16 protein-coding genes and 1 tRNA gene are annotated in these 14,796 nt (G+C 65.1%); 10 read left to right on the top strand and 7 right to left on the bottom strand.

Annotation, left to right across the window (positions count from 1 at the left end; genetic code table 11):
• Positions 1–40 precede the first annotated feature (40 nt).
• The 5 genes from panD to pcnB form a co-directional block, all read right to left on the bottom strand.
• A complete protein-coding gene (panD, locus tag NDK18_RS04180) occupies positions 41–421 on the bottom strand; it encodes an aspartate 1-decarboxylase (protein ID WP_250625566.1) in 381 nt (126 codons plus the stop codon).
• Between the two features lie 125 nt (positions 422–546).
• Positions 547–1,392 (bottom strand): pantoate--beta-alanine ligase, encoded by an 846-nt coding sequence (panC, locus tag NDK18_RS04185; protein WP_250625565.1) that lies wholly within the window; start codon positions 1,390–1,392, stop codon positions 547–549.
• Positions 1,393–1,401: 9 nt separating this feature from the next.
• Positions 1,402–2,241 carry a 3-methyl-2-oxobutanoate hydroxymethyltransferase gene (panB, locus tag NDK18_RS04190; RefSeq protein WP_250627167.1) on the bottom strand — a complete coding sequence of 280 codons (840 nt, stop codon included), beginning with the start codon at positions 2,239–2,241 and terminating at the stop codon, positions 1,402–1,404.
• Between the two features lie 58 nt (positions 2,242–2,299).
• Positions 2,300–2,791, bottom strand: coding sequence for a 2-amino-4-hydroxy-6-hydroxymethyldihydropteridine diphosphokinase (gene folK / locus NDK18_RS04195; RefSeq protein WP_250625563.1), 492 nt, complete (start codon positions 2,789–2,791; stop codon positions 2,300–2,302).
• Positions 2,792–2,793: 2 nt separating this feature from the next.
• Positions 2,794–4,155 (bottom strand): polynucleotide adenylyltransferase PcnB, encoded by a 1,362-nt coding sequence (pcnB, locus tag NDK18_RS04200; protein ID WP_250627168.1) that lies wholly within the window; start codon positions 4,153–4,155, stop codon positions 2,794–2,796.
• 139 nt (positions 4,156–4,294) lie between these two features.
• On the opposite strand from pcnB, the gene NDK18_RS04205 reads away from it, so the two are divergent.
• Together NDK18_RS04205 and fdxA are read left to right on the top strand one after the other, a co-directional pair.
• A tRNA-Glu gene (locus tag NDK18_RS04205) sits at positions 4,295–4,370 on the top strand.
• Positions 4,371–4,393: 23 nt separating this feature from the next.
• Positions 4,394–4,717 carry a ferredoxin FdxA gene (fdxA, locus tag NDK18_RS04210; RefSeq protein WP_250625561.1) on the top strand — a complete coding sequence of 108 codons (324 nt, stop codon included), beginning with the start codon at positions 4,394–4,396 and terminating at the stop codon, positions 4,715–4,717.
• A gap of 48 nt (positions 4,718–4,765) precedes the next feature.
• Here fdxA and NDK18_RS04215 read toward each other — a convergent pair whose 3' ends face one another.
• On the bottom strand, positions 4,766–5,323 hold the full coding sequence (locus tag NDK18_RS04215; protein WP_250625560.1) for a hypothetical protein: 558 nt from the start codon (positions 5,321–5,323) through the stop codon (positions 4,766–4,768).
• Positions 5,324–5,360: 37 nt separating this feature from the next.
• On the bottom strand, positions 5,361–6,245 hold the full coding sequence (dapA, locus tag NDK18_RS04220; protein WP_250625911.1) for a 4-hydroxy-tetrahydrodipicolinate synthase: 885 nt from the start codon (positions 6,243–6,245) through the stop codon (positions 5,361–5,363).
• A 126-nt stretch (positions 6,246–6,371) separates the two neighbouring features.
• On the opposite strand from dapA, the gene NDK18_RS04225 reads away from it, so the two are divergent.
• From NDK18_RS04225 to NDK18_RS04260, 8 genes are all read left to right on the top strand, one after another.
• Complete coding sequence (locus NDK18_RS04225; RefSeq protein ID WP_250627651.1) at positions 6,372–6,935, top strand: glycine cleavage system transcriptional repressor; 564 nt, start codon at positions 6,372–6,374, stop codon at positions 6,933–6,935.
• A gap of 43 nt (positions 6,936–6,978) precedes the next feature.
• A complete protein-coding gene (locus NDK18_RS04230) occupies positions 6,979–7,440 on the top strand; it encodes a peroxiredoxin (RefSeq protein WP_250627169.1) in 462 nt (153 codons plus the stop codon).
• 39 nt (positions 7,441–7,479) lie between these two features.
• Entirely contained in the window at positions 7,480–8,859 is a 1,380-nt protein-coding gene (locus NDK18_RS04235; protein WP_250625557.1) for a PhoH family protein, read from the top strand.
• 202 nt (positions 8,860–9,061) lie between these two features.
• Positions 9,062–9,988, top strand: coding sequence for an aspartyl/asparaginyl beta-hydroxylase domain-containing protein (locus NDK18_RS04240; RefSeq protein WP_343219710.1), 927 nt, complete (start codon positions 9,062–9,064; stop codon positions 9,986–9,988).
• Positions 9,989–10,073: 85 nt separating this feature from the next.
• Entirely contained in the window at positions 10,074–11,081 is a 1,008-nt protein-coding gene (locus tag NDK18_RS04245) for a glutathione S-transferase family protein (protein WP_250625555.1), read from the top strand.
• Positions 11,082–11,156: 75 nt separating this feature from the next.
• A complete protein-coding gene (gene gnd, locus NDK18_RS04250) occupies positions 11,157–12,161 on the top strand; it encodes a phosphogluconate dehydrogenase (NAD(+)-dependent, decarboxylating) (protein ID WP_250625554.1) in 1,005 nt (334 codons plus the stop codon).
• Between the two features lie 98 nt (positions 12,162–12,259).
• Positions 12,260–14,500 (top strand): DNA topoisomerase IV subunit A, encoded by a 2,241-nt coding sequence (gene parC, locus NDK18_RS04255; protein ID WP_250627652.1) that lies wholly within the window; start codon positions 12,260–12,262, stop codon positions 14,498–14,500.
• Complete coding sequence (locus tag NDK18_RS04260) at positions 14,500–14,775, top strand: acyl carrier protein (RefSeq protein WP_250625553.1); 276 nt, start codon at positions 14,500–14,502, stop codon at positions 14,773–14,775. The genes parC and NDK18_RS04260 overlap by 1 nt, the downstream gene beginning before the upstream one ends.
• Positions 14,776–14,796 lie beyond the last annotated feature (21 nt).

Raw genomic sequence — 14,796 nt, forward strand, 5'->3', positions numbered from 1 at the left:
GCCTCCGATGGTAGCGCAGCGAAGTTGACGAAAGCGTGGCTTAAGCGGCCTGCTTGGGGATCGAGTGATTGGTGTGCGTGATGCGGTTGTCGCGGTCGACGTACACCATGGTCGGCTTGAACGCGGCAAGCTCGGCCTCGGAGAGGCCCACGAAGGCAGCGATGATCACCAGGTCGCCGGGCGCGGCGCGATGTGCCGCGCTACCGTTCACCGAGATGATCCCGGAGCCTTCCTGGGCCCGCAGCGCGTAGGTGGTGAAGCGCTTGCCGTTGTTGATGTTCCAGCAGTGGATCTGCTCGTACTCGCGGATGCCCGACGCGTCCAGCAGGTTGCCGTCGATGGCGATCGAACCTTCATAGTGGAGCTCGGCGTGGGTCACCGTCGCGCGGTGGATCTTGGCCTTGAGCATGTTCAGGTGCATGGGAAAGTCCGGGTGTGCGGGTAGGCGTTAAAAGTTGCGCAGTGTATCGGCACGCGCTGGCGAAAGGTTAAGCAGCGCCTTTCGGGCCAGAAGATGGGGCTGGGGCCTTGCCGATCAAGGGGATATCAGTCGAACGACAGGTTGTCGATCAGGCGGGTGGCACCCAGCCGGGCGGCGGCCAGCGCCACCAGGCCCGTCCGCTCGTCGTCGGCCGGCTCGGCGAGGTCTTCTTCCCGGCGGATCACGATGTAGTCGGGTACGAAACCCGCCCGTTGCAGGCGGGCGGCCGCGGCCTGCTCGATGGCCAGGCGGGCATGGCCCTGCCCGAACAGCGCCTTCATCTGCTTCAACGCCGCAGCGAGCTGGGGCGCGCGGGTGCGCTCGGCGGGTGTGAGGTACTGGTTGCGCGAACTCAGCGCCAGGCCATCGGCATCGCGGAGGGTCGGACCTGCCATCACCTTCACCGGCAGGGCCAGGTCGCGCACCATCCGCTCGATCACCTTCAGCTGCTGGAAATCCTTCTGGCCGAACATTGCGATGTCGGGCTGGACCAGGCTGAAAAGCTTGTTCACCACGGTGGCCACGCCGTCGAAATGGCCGGGCCGGTGGGCGCCTTCCAGGGTTTCGCTCACGCCCGGCACATGGATGCTGACGCTGTTTTCGGGGCCGAACGGGTAAATCGTGGACACCTCCGGTGCGAACAGCAGGTCGATATCGAGCTCGGCCAGGCCCGCCTGGTCCTGCGCCATGGTGCGTGGGTAGCGCTCGAAATCCTCACCCGGGGCGAACTGGGTGGGGTTGACGAAAATGCTCGCCACCACGCGGTCGGTACGGGCACGGGCCAGCTTCAGCAGCGAGTGATGGCCCGCGTGCAGGTTGCCTAAGGTGGGCACGAAGCCGATGGTCTGGCCTGCCTGGCGCCAGCCGCGGACCATGGCTCGCAGGGCGACGGCGTCTTGCACGGTTTGCATAGGATTCTTCTAGAAGCTGTGTTCGGGAGCAGGGAAGGCGCCACTGCGCACATCCTTGATGTAGGCCTCGATCGCCGCTGCGACACTGTCACGCCCGGCGAGGAAATCCTTGCTGAACCGGGGGCGCTTACCGGCCGTAAGGCCGAGCATGTCGTAGACCACCAGCACCTGGCCGTCGCAGTCGGCACCCGCGCCTATGCCGATCACGGGAATCTCAAGCTCCGCGGTGATGCCGGCGGCCAGCGCCGAAGGCACGCATTCCAGGACCAGCATGTCGGCGCCGGCCTTCTGCACGGCGTGGGCATCGGCCAGGAGGCGCGCCGCGGCTTCTTCACCCTTGCCCTGCACCCGGTAGCCACCGAACTTGTGGACCGATTGCGGGGTCAGGCCCAGGTGGGCGCACACCGGGATGGCCCGGTCGGCCAGGGCGCTGATCACCTCGCAGATATGCCCGGCGCCTTCGATCTTCACCATCGCCGCGCCGCCCTCGGCCACCAGGCGGGTGGCCGTGGCCATCGCCGTGGCCACGTCGCGATCGCTCATGAACGGGAGGTCCGCCACCAGCAGGGTGGATTTCAGTCCCCGGGACACCGCGGCGGTGTGGTAGACCATGTGCTCGACCGTCACCGGCAGCGTGCTGCCGTGCCCCTGCACCACCATGCCCAACGAATCGCCCACCAGGGCGACGTCGATCCCGGCGGCCTCCAGCTTCGCGGCAAAGCTCGCGTCGTAGGCGGTCAGCATGGTGATGCGTGTTTTCGCCTGCTTCATGGCCCGCAAGGCGGGTACCGTCACGGCCTTGCGCTCGGGAGCATTCGGATCTTGCGCGTACACGTGGCGCTCCGTCATGAAGTTGAAACTTCGATTATCCTGCCGCAACGCAGCAAAGCTCAAGGACGGACTTCGATCAGTCCAGGCGCCGGCAGCCTGTAGCGTCCACCCGGGCCAGCAGGGACGCCACGGTCCCCTGCCCCGGGATCACAAGAAAAGGGTCGATATCGGCCAGCGGCAGCAGCACGAAGGCCCGGCTTCCCATGCGCGGGTGCGGAATCTGCAGATGCTCCGTATCGCACACCGTGTCGCCATGGAGCAGCAGGTCCAGATCCAGCGTGCGCGGACCCCAGCGCTCGCCCGGACGCATCCGGCCGAAGGCGCGTTCGGTGGCAAGCAGGGCCTTGAGCAGGTCCGGGGCGGTAAGCCGGGTGCGCAGGCGCACCGCGGCATTGATGTAATCGGGTTGGGGCACCGGCCCCCAGGGCGGGCTCTGGTAGTCGGCCGAGCGGGCCAGTAGTTCGCAACCGGGCAAGCCGCCCAGGGCCTGGACGGCCTGGGCGACGGTGGCGCGGGAATCGCCCAGGTTGCTGCCCAACCCGACGTGGGCAAGCACGGACACCGACATGGTCAGGATTCGGCCTTGCCGCCCTTGGGTCGACGCACACGCCGGCGGCGGCGCACGGGCGGACGCTCGGGCGTCAACGGCTTGTCGTCGGGCGAGGGTGGCAACGGACCGCCTCCCAGGGCCGTGGCCAGCATCTCTTGCGGCAAGGCCTGGGCGTGCTGCCACCATGCACCCAACTGCGCCATGGCGGCCGACTCCGGGGCCCTGAGCAGGAGGAAATCGAACGCCGCGCGAAAACGCGGGTGGGCCATCAGGCGGAACACGCGCTTGCGCTGCACCTGCTCGAAGCGCGGTTGCAGGGCCCAGATCTCTTCCATGGTGAGGGTGAAACGGCGCGGGATCGCCACGCGCTGGCACTGCTCGCCCACCACTCGCACCGCGGCCCGCTGCCAGGCCTCGGTAGGTTCGATGCCGCGGGCGATCCAGCCCAAGGCCTGATCGCGCACCTCGCCCCACAGCAGCACGGCGAACAGGAAGGCCGGGGTGACCGATTTATCTTCCTTGACGCGGGCATCGGTGTTGGCCAGGCCCTGCTCCACCAACGAACGAAGCGCCTGGTCGCCACGCTGGAGCGCGCGCGCAGTAGCCGGGAACAGGAACTTCAGCAGGCCGCAAGCCTCGAGCATGCGGAAGCTCTTCAGCCCATGGCCGGACAGGAACATTTTCAGCGATTCGTCGTACAGGCGTGCCGATGGAGCCTCGGCCAGCAGGTAGCCCAGGTTTTCAAAGGGCGCGGCCGCAGCCGGGTCGATCCGGAAATTGAGTTTCGCCGCCAGCCGGGCTGCTCGGAGCATACGCACCGGATCCTCGCGGTAGCGCAGTTCCGGATCGCCGATCAGGCGCATGCTGCGATCGGCCAGATCCTGCATGCCGCCGACGTAGTCGCGTACGGAAAAATCGGCGATGTCGTAGTAGAGCGCATTGACCCGGAAGTCGCGGCGGACGGCGTCTTCCTCGATGCTGCCCCAGATGTTGTCGCGCACGATGCGGCCATCGACGATATGGCGGTCGCCACCCTCGGCACCTTCCTCGCCCAGGCCGCGGAAGGTCGCCACCTCGATGATCTCCGGGCCGAATACCACGTGGGCCAGGCGGAAGCGCCGGCCGATCAGGCGGCAGTTGCGGAAGAGCTTCTTGACTTCGTCAGGCGTGGCGTTGGTGGCCACGTCGAAGTCTTTCGGGTGACCGCCTAGCAGCAGGTCGCGCACCGCTCCGCCCACCAGGAACGCGGAGTAACCGGATTCATGGAGGCGGTAGAGCACCCGCAGCGCGGCCTTGGAGATGTTCTTGCGCGAGATGGAGTGCTGCTCGCGCGGGATGATCCGTGGCGCGGTGGCGGCGTCGTTCCTTGGGTCGGAGTTCAAGCGTTGGTGGTCCTTGCGGACGCCCCGCGCCCGACATTTTCTTAATGTAACCAAACTTGCCGCCGCTTACGATGGTCGGCTTGTGACGCCATTGCCGGGCGGATGATTTCCGTTATACTACCGCGCTTCGTCGTACCCCGCTCCCTTCGTCTAGTGGCCCAGGACACCGCCCTCTCAAGGCGGGAACACGAGTTCGAGTCTCGTAGGGAGCACCACTTACCGCTTGCTTGGCGTCCGCATGACCTTTGTCGTCACCGACAACTGCATCAAGTGCAAGTACACCGATTGCGTCGAAGTCTGTCCAGTCGATGCCTTCCATGAAGGCCCGAACTTCCTCGTCATCAATCCTGACGAGTGCATCGATTGCACCTTGTGCGAACCCGAATGCCCGATCAATGCCATCTACCCCGAGGACGACGTCCCCGGCGGCCAGGAAGGCTTCGTCGCGCTCAACGCTGAGCTCGCCAAATCCTGGCCGGTGATCACCGAGCGCAAGGATGGCCTGCCCGATGCCAAGGAATGGGAAGGCAAGCCGGACAAGATCGACCTGCTGGAAAAATAAAAAAACCCCGCTCGATGCGGGGTTTTTATTGTCGGCAACCCGTTGGACTTACTTGGTCAGGCGGCCGCGCAGCGACTCGATCACCTTCGTCACGGCGGCGCCGTCACCCTGGGCACTGACCTGGCTACCCGTGCCGCTGGCCACCACCGAGACGGTGAGCTTGCGGGCATCGGGCGAGGACGCATCGGTGGATTCCTTCGACTTGCCGTTGAACATGCGCTTGAACATGCCCGGCTTCTTCGCATCGATGGTCTGCTGCGACACGGCCAGTTCGTAGGTGTGGGCGTTGTCGTCGTGCGCGGTGACCTGACCCAGATCGCCAGCATTGAACGACTCGCCCACGCGCTTGTAGACGTCATCCACGGTGCCCGGCATGACGAAGCTGTCGGTGGTTTCACGCGGCCGGTTGGCCTGGCCCGCACCCGGTTCCGGGATCACCAGGGCAGCGCTGGTCGAGGGCGTATCAAGGCCCGGCGGAATCTCCAGCGGGCTCTCCTGCTGCGCCTTGTCCCAGGCCTTGTGCGAGCGGAACATGCCGCAGCCGGTCAGGAGGACGGCGGACATGGCCACGGCGGGCACGGCCAGGAGGAGCGAATTTTTCTTCATGAAGAGGTTCCGTAAGGGGAAAAACGCCTGCGTTGAATCAGGCCGCAGTCGCCAATGGTGCCAGAGAGCCGAGCATTTCGCGCAAACGGGCCCGGTCAGGACCCTCCGCCAGCGCCACCAGCGGCAGCCGCGGGATGTCCAGGCCCAGCCCCAGCTCCGCCAGCCCCGCCTTGACCGCGATGGGGTTGGGCGCGCAATTAAGGGCCTCGACGAGCCTTGCCAGCGAACCGCCGTAGGCCCCGGTGTCGCCCGCCCGCGAGGCGTCGCAGAACGCCCTGAAGGCCCGCGGCACCAGGTTGGCAGCGACCGAGATCACCCCGGCAGCGCCCGACAGCATCGCCTGGTGGCCCGTACCGTCGTCGCCGGACAGATAGACGAAATCCGCGCGCACAAGTTCCGCAATGGCCGAAATACGTGCGGCATCGCCCCGGGCCTCCTTGATGCCGATGATGGCCGGATGGTCGCGCAGGATCGCAGCGGTAGCAGGCTCGATGTCGCACCCGGTGCGGGAGGGCACGTTGTAGAGCAGCACCGGCAGGCCGCCCTGGTCGGCCACTTCGGTGAAATGGCGGCGCAGGCCTTCCTGGGTGGGGCGCACGTAGAACGGCGCCACCACCAGGGCCAAGTCGGCGCCCAACGACTTGGCGCGTCGGGTCAGGGCGATGGTTTTCGCCGTACCAGCCTCGCCGGTACCGGCGATCACCGGCACTCGGCCGGCAATGCGGTCGACCGCGAACGACAGCAGCTGGTCCCATTCCCCGTGCTCGAGGAAATGTGATTCACCGGTGGAACCGGCCACCACCACGCCTTGCGTGCCGCCCTCGAGCTGGTACTCCAGCTGGCGGCCGAAAGCTTCAAGGTCGAGTTCGCCGGACACCGTGAAAGGCGTCACCAGCGCGCAGATACTTCCGGAAATGGTCAACTTCAAGCCCAACGGGAAAGGAGAAACGAACACCCTGCATGTTACTTGCGGGGTCCTCGCGCGGGCAAGTAAGCTGCCCGGAGGCCAAGGCCGCGCTTCGCACGGCCCCTTTAAGTCAGGTAGTTCATCTTGAATCCTTCCGCGCCGCGCGCAGCTCCTTCGGACAACCACCTGCTGATCCAGACCCTGTCCCCCGCGCAGCGCGCGCCCCTGCTGGCCCTCACCCGCCGTATCGCCGATTCCGGCTGCAACCTGGCCGACGCCCGGGTTTCCACCATCGGCAGCGACACCTCGGTGATGCTGCTGGCCTCCGGCGCATGGGACGCGGTGGCCAAGCTGGAGACGGCCCTGGGCAAATTCGCCCGGGATGAAGACGTCCAGCTGATCCACTACCGCACCACACCGCGCGAGCCTGCGGCGCACCTGTTGCCTTACCTGGTGGAAGTGATCGCCGCCGACCGCCCCGGGATCCTGGTGAAGATCGTGGAATTCTTTTCGCGGCGCGACATCAGCACCGAGCAGCTCACCTCCATGCGCTACCAGGCCATGCAAACCGGTGCGGACATGTTCCAGGCGCAGATCACCATCGGCATTCCCTCCGAGACGCACATCGCCGCATTGCGCGACGATTTCCTCGAGCTGTGCGACGGGCTCAACCTCGATGCGATCATGGACCCGGTCAAGTTCTGAAAAACCTCTTGCCAAGAACCCGCGTTAGGGGTATCCAAGCATCATGGTAGAAGTAGGCAAGAAAGTCGGAGCACTGAAGGGTCACACGGGAAGCGGCCAGTCGCTTTCCCTGTCGTCGCTAAAAGGCAAATGGGTGGTGGTTTACTTCTACCCGAAGGACAGCACGCCCGGCTGCACCACCGAGGCCCAGGGCTTCCGCGACGCCTACGACGAATTTAGCGAACGCAACGCCGAAGTCATCGGCGTGTCACGTGATTCTGAGAAATCACATGCGAACTTCGCCTCCAAGCAGTCACTGCCATTTCCCCTTATCGCCGATACCGACGAAACCTGGTGCAACGCCTTCGGCGTGATCGCCGAAAAAGTGCTGTACAGCAAGCGCCACATGGGCGTGGTGCGCTCCACCTTCCTTATCGATCCCGACGGCAAGCTTGCGCATCAATGGCGCAACATCAAGGTTGCCGGTCACGTCGACGCCGTGCTGGAAAGGATTCCGCCACGCTAACCCTCCGCACCACATCCCAACGCAAGAGGTCGCCCACGCATGACCGTAGCTAAGCGTATCTATGCCCTGGATACCAATGTGCTGCTCCACGATCCGACCTCCCTCTACCGCTTCGAGGAACACGACGTCTTCATCCCGATGACGGTGCTTGAAGAACTCGACGAAAAAAAGAAAGGTGCATCGGAAGTTTCGCGAAACGGGCGCCAGGTCAGTCGCTTCCTCAACGAACTGATCGAGCAAGGCAATGGCCACGGCATCGCCGACGGCATTCCGCTGCAAAGCCCCGGCGGGCTGAACCTGAAACGTGGCCAGGCGGTAGGACGGCTGCATTTCCAGCAGCGCACCACTGCCAACAACGGCAAGGCCGACAACCAGATCCTGGCATCGGTGATCGACCTGCGCGATGAGAACCCCGATGCGCTGGTGATCCTGGTCACCAAGGACATCAACCTCCGCATCAAGGCCACCATCTTCGGCATCCACGCCGAAGACTACGAGAACGACCGTGCGCTGGACGACTTCGCGCTGTTGTTCACAGGCGCTGAGGAAACCGGCGAGGATTTCTGGGATGGCCACCCGGAGGTGCGTTCCTGGACCGAGCGCGGCCGCACGTACTATGAATTGACCAAACGCGAAGACGAAGACTGGTATCCCAACCAGTGCCTGTATCTTCCCGGCGAGAACTCGGTCGAACTGCGCGTACTCGAACTCAACGGCGATCGCGCCACGCTGGTGCTGATGGACGACCACTCCCACGCCAACCACGCGGTGTGGGGCATCGCCGCGCGCAACCGCGAACAGAATTTCGCCCTGAACATGCTGATGGACCCGGACGTGGATTTCGTCACCCTGCTGGGAACCGCCGGCACCGGCAAAACACTCCTGGCCCTGGCCGCGGGCCTGGCCCAGGTGATGGACCAGCAGCGCTACCGCGAGATCATCATGACGCGCGCCACGGTATCGGTGGGCGAGGACATCGGCTTCCTGCCCGGCACCGAGGAAGAAAAGATGACGCCGTGGATGGGCGCGCTTACCGACAATCTCGAAGTGTTGGCCAACCCCGAGGAAGGCGGCTCCTGGGGCCGACAGGCCACCAACGACCTGCTCGCCTCCAGGGTGAAGATCCGCTCGCTGAACTTCATGCGCGGCCGTACCTTCCTGTCTCGGTACCTGATCATCGACGAGGCGCAGAACCTCACGCCCAAGCAGATGAAAACATTGATCACCCGTGCTGGCCCCGGCACCAAGATCGTCTGCCTGGGCAATGTGGAGCAGATCGACACGCCCTACCTCACCGAAACGACATCGGGCCTCACCTACGCGGTGGACCGTTTCAAGCAGTGGGCGCATTCGGGCCATATCACCCTGCGGCGCGGCGAGCGCTCCCGCCTGGCCGACTTCGCTTCCGAGGCGCTGTAGCCCTAAGGATCGAAGGGTTTTCCCGGGTAACGCCCCCGCGGTCCCAAACGGGCCGCGGGGCCTTTGGCGCCGATCAGGGCCCATGCAGCGTTATCATGGACACCGGCAGCCCCGATTGAACCGGGGCCCAGTCGCCCTGACCTTCCCTATCGCCCCTTCAGGTCCCCCGAGCGCTCCGATGAATCTGCTAGGCCCCCGTTTCATCATCCTGTACGTGCTGCTGGCTTTCGCCCTGTGCGTGCTGCTGGTGCACCTGCGCGGGCGTTCGCGGCTGCGCTTCGACCGCCAGCTGGTGGACCACTCGGCGATCTTCGCGCCGTACAACCTTTTGATGTACGCGTTCTCGGCAGTGCCTGCGCGGCCGATCCTCGATCGCCGCGGCTTTCCGCAGCTCGACCCGCTGCAGCAGAACTGGCAGGTGATTCGCGATGAAGCGATGCACCTTTTCGACGAGGGTTTCATCAAGGCGGCGGAGAAACACGCCGACGCCAGCTTCAATTCGTTCTTCAAGCAGGGCTGGAAGCGTTTTTACCTGAAGTGGTATGGCGAGCCGCTGGCCTCGGCCGAGACACTGTGCCCGAACACAGTGAAGCTTCTCAATTCGATCCCCAACGTCAAGGCGGCGATGTTCGCCCTGCTGCCTCCGGGCTCGAAGCTCAACCCGCATCGCGATCCGTTCGCAGGGTCGCTTCGCTATCACTTGGGCCTCATCACCCCCAACTCCGACGATTGCCGCATCTTCGTCGATGGCCAGATGCATAGCTGGCGCGACGGCGAGGATATCGTCTTCGATGAAACCTACGTGCACTGGGCGGAGAACCGTACCGACCAGACGCGCGTGATCCTGTTCGCCGACGTCGAGCGTCCGCTGCGCACGAAGCTGATGAGCGCGATCAATCATCGCGTGGGCGCCTTCATGGGTTCGATCACCGCCTCGCCCAATGCCGACGACGGAAAGGAGTCGGTCGGATTCGTCAACCGCATGTTTGCGCTCAACGCACGCGGCCGCGCACGCTCAAAACGCTTCAAGAAGAAGAATCCGAAACTCTTCCGAGCCATCAAATACACCGGCATCGTGCTGGCGCTATGGGTGATCTTCTTCGCGCCCTACCCCTTCTACAAGGGCTAGCGTCCGGTCATAGGCCGTCAAGCCTAGATGCCAAATTCATCGCCAAGGCCACACCATCGGCGGATCAGATGATGAGGCCGCCGCCATGGGTTACCTGAACGAAGGACACTGGACCCGCCAGGCCCCGGCCCCCGGAAAAAGCCAGGGCCAGTTCGTCCGCGAGGAGAGCCGGTTCCGCCACTGGGTGACCGCCGACGGCAGCCCCGGCCCGACCGGCGACGGCGGCTTCCGCGCGGAACCTGGCCGCTACCACCTGTACATCGCCCGCGCCTGTCCCTGGGCCCACCGCGCGATGATCTTCCGGACACTCAAGGGCCTGGAGGACATCATCGATTACTCGGTGGTGCACTGGCTGATGGGCGAAGACGGCTGGACCTTCGAACCCGCGCCCGGCGTCACCGGCGACAAGCTGCATGGCACGCGCTTCCTTTACCAGCTGTACCAGCGGGCCGATGCCACCGTCACCGGCCGTTCCACCGTGCCCGTGCTCTGGGACCGCGAGCGGGACACCATCGTCAGCAACGAATCGGCCGACATCATCCGCATGTTCAACAGTGCCTTCGATGGCGTGGGCGCGAAGCTGGGCGACTACTACCCCGGCCCCCTGCACGAAGACATCGACGCGGTGAACGCGCGCGTCTACGACACGCTCAACAACGGCGTGTACAAGGCGGGCTTCGCCACCACGCAAGAGGCGTACGAACTTGCGATAGGCCCGTTGTTCGACACGCTCCACTGGCTCGAGGAACGCCTGGCCGACCGGCCCTGGCTATGCGGCGAGCTACAGACCGAGGCCGACTGGCGCCTGTTCACCACGCTGCTGCGTTTCGACCTGGTCTACCACGGGCACTTCAAGTGCAATGTGCGGCGCCTGGTGGATTACCCGCGCCTGTGGGAATACACCCGCGCGATGTACCAGCAACCGGGCATCGCCCAGACGGTGGACATCGAACACATCAAGAAGCATTACTACATGAGCCATCGCCAGATAAACCCCACCGGCATCGTTCCCGTGGGCCCGGATATGGACCTTGCCACGCCCACCGACTGGGGGCGGCCCCGCGTGGTGGTGGATTTCGGCCAGCCGGCATAAACGGCGGCTTGACCCTTCGGCGGCTATGCTGGGAGCCTTGCCTTCTCCTAAGCCCCCACCATAAGGATCAACGCGATGGAACTTGGACTGATCGGCCTCGGCCGCATGGGCGGCAACATCGTGCGCCGCCTGCTTCGCGACGGCCACCAGTGCGTGGTGTATGACGTCAACGCCCAGGCCCGCGAATCCTTGGCCAAGGACGGTGCCACCGCGGTCAATTCCGTCGAAGCCCTGGTGCAGACGCTCAAGGGGCCGCGCGCGGTGTGGGTGATGCTCCCTGCCGGCGAGATCACCGAGACGACCATCGCCCAGCTGGGTGGCTTGCTGTCCGAAGGCGATACCGTGATCGACGGCGGCAACACCTTCTACCGCGACGACGTTCGCCGCACCAAGACACTGAAAGCCAAGGGCATCGACTACATCGACGTGGGCACCTCCGGTGGCGTCTGGGGCCTGGAGCGTGGCTATTGCATGATGATCGGTGGCGACAAAACCCAGGTAGACCGCCTGGATCCGATCTTCGCAACGCTTGCCCCGGGTAACGGCGACATCCCCCGGACCTCCGGCCGCGAGGGCCGCGACGCCCGCGTGGAACAGGGCTACATGCATACCGGTCCCGCGGGCTCCGGCCACTTCGTCAAGATGGTCCACAACGGCATCGAATACGGGCTGATGCAGGCCTACGCCGAGGGCTTCGACATCCTGCGCAACCGCGACCAGGCCACGCTGGCCGAGGACGACCGTTTCGACCTGGACGTGGCGGACATTTCCGAGGTGTGGCGCCGCGGCAGCGTGGTGTCCTCGTGGCTGCTGGACCTGTGCGCCAGCGCCCTGGCCAAGGCACCGCAGCTGGATGGGTTCTCAGGCTTCGTCGACGACTCCGGCGAAGGCCGCTGGACCATCAACGCCGCCATCGAGGAAGCGGTGCCCGCGGAGGTCTTGAGTTCCGCCCTGTACGCGCGCTTCCGTTCGCGCCAGGAGCACACCTTCGCCGAGCGGCTGCTGTCGGCCATGCGGCTGGGCTTCGGTGGACACGTGGAAGGCCGGGGCGCCCCGCCCAAGCAGGGCGAGGCTTCCTGATCAAGGCGTTAGCGGGTACAGGCTCATTGGGGCTCACCCCCTGAGACTTACCCATGGCACCATTCGGGGCTTGAGCATCACGGATTGCCATGCCCCCGATGACCCTGCAAGCCAATTACGAACAGATCCCGCTGCGTGAATATGCCGAGCGCGCGTACCTGGATTACTCCATGTACGTGGTGCTGGACCGCGCCCTTCCCTTCCTGGGCGATGGGCTCAAGCCTGTCCAGCGCCGCATCATCTATGCCATGAGCGAGCTCGGCCTCGCCGCCACGGCGAAGCCGAAGAAATCCGCCCGCACCATCGGCGACGTGATCGGCAAGTTCCATCCGCACGGCGATAGCGCCTGCTACGAGGCCATGGTGTTGATGGCCCAGCCGTTCTCCTACCGCTATCCGCTGGTGGACGGCCAGGGCAACTTCGGGTCGCCGGACGATCCGAAAAGCTTTGCCGCGATGCGCTACACCGAATCCCGCCTCACCCCGATCGCCGAGGTACTGCTGTCGGAGCTTGGCCAGGGCACGGTGGAATGGGTACCCAATTTCGACGGCACCATGGACGAGCCGTCCTGGCTTCCGGCACGTGTGCCGCATGTGCTGCTCAATGGCTCCATGGGCATCGCGGTAGGCATGGCCACCGACATCCCGCCGCACAACCTGCGGGAAGTGGCCAGCGCCTGCATCCGCCTGCTGGATGATCCCGACGCCACGGTAGCGGACCTGTGCGAACACGTGCTGGCACCGGACTACCCCACGCCCGCCGAGATCATCACCCCGCGCGCCGAACTGCTCTCGATGTACCAGACCGGCACCGGCTCCCTCCGCGCGCGGGCGATCTACCGCCGCGAGGAAAACAACATCGTGATCACGGCGCTGCCGCACCAGGTATCGCCCTCGAAGATCCTCGAGCAGCTCGCAGCGCAAATGCGCGCGAAGAAACTGCCGATGATCGAAGACCTGCGCGACGAGTCCGACCACGAGAACCCGATCCGCCTGGTGCTGGTGCCGCGATCCTCGCGCATCGACGCCGATGAATTGATGCCGCACCTCTTCGCCACCACCGATCTTGAGAAGAGCTTCCGCGTCAACCTCAACATGATCGGCCTGGACGGGCGCCCGCAGGTGAAGGATCTGAAGATGATCCTTACCGAATGGCTGCGCTTCCGCACCGATACCGTCACCAAGCGCCTGAGCCATCGCCTGGCCAAGGTAGAGCGCCGCCTGCACCTGCTCGAAGGCCTGCGCATCGCCTATCTCAACCTGGACGAAGTGATCCGCATCGTCCGCACCGAGGAAGAACCCAAGCCGGTCTTGATGGCCCGCTTCCGCCTTTCCGAAGAACAAGCCGACTACATCCTGGAGACCCGCCTGCGCCAGCTGGCCCGGCTCGAGGAAATGAAGATCACCGCCGAGGCGGACCAGCTCGAGGAAGAACGCGCGCGCATCAACGTGCTGCTGAAGTCGCCGGCGAAGCTGAAGGGCCTGATCAAGGAAGAACTCCGCCACGACGCTGAAAAACACGGCGACGAACGGCGCTCGCCACTGGTGTCGCGCAACGCTGCGCAGGCGTTGGACGAAAGCGCCCTGGTGGTATCCGAGCCGGTCACCGTGGTGCTGTCGGCCAAGGGCTGGGCACGGGCTGCCAAGGGCCATGACATCGACGCCGAAGGCCTGTCCTACCGCGAAGGCGACAGCCTCCTGGCCGCGGTGCGTGCGCGCACCACGCAACAGGTGGCCTTCATCGACTCCACCGGTCGCAGCTATTCCACACCGGCCCACACGCTGCCTTCCGCGCGCGGCAACGGCGAACCCCTCACCGGCCGCTTCAGTCCGCCCGCGGGCGCTCGCATGGACGCGGTGGTCGCCGGCGACAACGACACGCGCCTGGTACTGGCTACCGACTTCGGCTATGGCTTCGTCACCCGCTTCGAGGCCCTCACCGGCCGCAACAAGGCCGGCAAGCAGATCATCAGCCTGGCGGACGGTGCACGCGTGCTGCAGCCGGCGATCAGCGCCGATCCGTCACGCGACCGCATCGTGGTGGTCACCACCGAGGGGCACCTGTTGATGTTCTCGGTGGCCGAACTGCCGGAACTGGACAAGGGCAAGGGCAACAAGCTGGTGGAAATTCCCAAGGCGAAGCTTTCCTCGGGCGAAGAGCGCGTAGCAGGCGTAGCCGTGGTCGCCGAATCGAAGGGCGAGGTCACCCTGTACGCCGGCGCCCGCAAGCTCACCCTGCGCTGGGCGGACCTGGTCGAATACGGCGGCAACCGTGCCGGCCGCGGCGGCCTGCTGCCCCGCGGCCTGCGCCGTGTCGAGCGGATCGAGACCACCAGCTGATGGATCGCGCAGCGCTCGGGGTCGAAATCGCCACCATGATCGCGCGCGGCATCGGCACCGATGTCGCCGTGGTCACACAAGAATCGAGCCTGCGCGACCTGGGGGTAGATTCCCTCACCGCGGTATCCCTGTGCATGGACATCGAGCGCCAGTACCAGGTGCAGATCTTCGAGCCCACGGTGAGCCGCGACCTGCGCGTAGGCGAGATGGTGTCGATGACTCTTTCTGCACTGGAACGCCGCCACCTGGTGGACGACATGCGCCCGGCAGGCTAGGCGGTGCGCTTTAGGACACTC

It is taken from the genome of Pinirhizobacter soli, from assembly GCF_015905305.1.
Taxonomy (GTDB): domain Bacteria; phylum Pseudomonadota; class Gammaproteobacteria; order Xanthomonadales; family Rhodanobacteraceae; genus Pinirhizobacter; species Pinirhizobacter soli.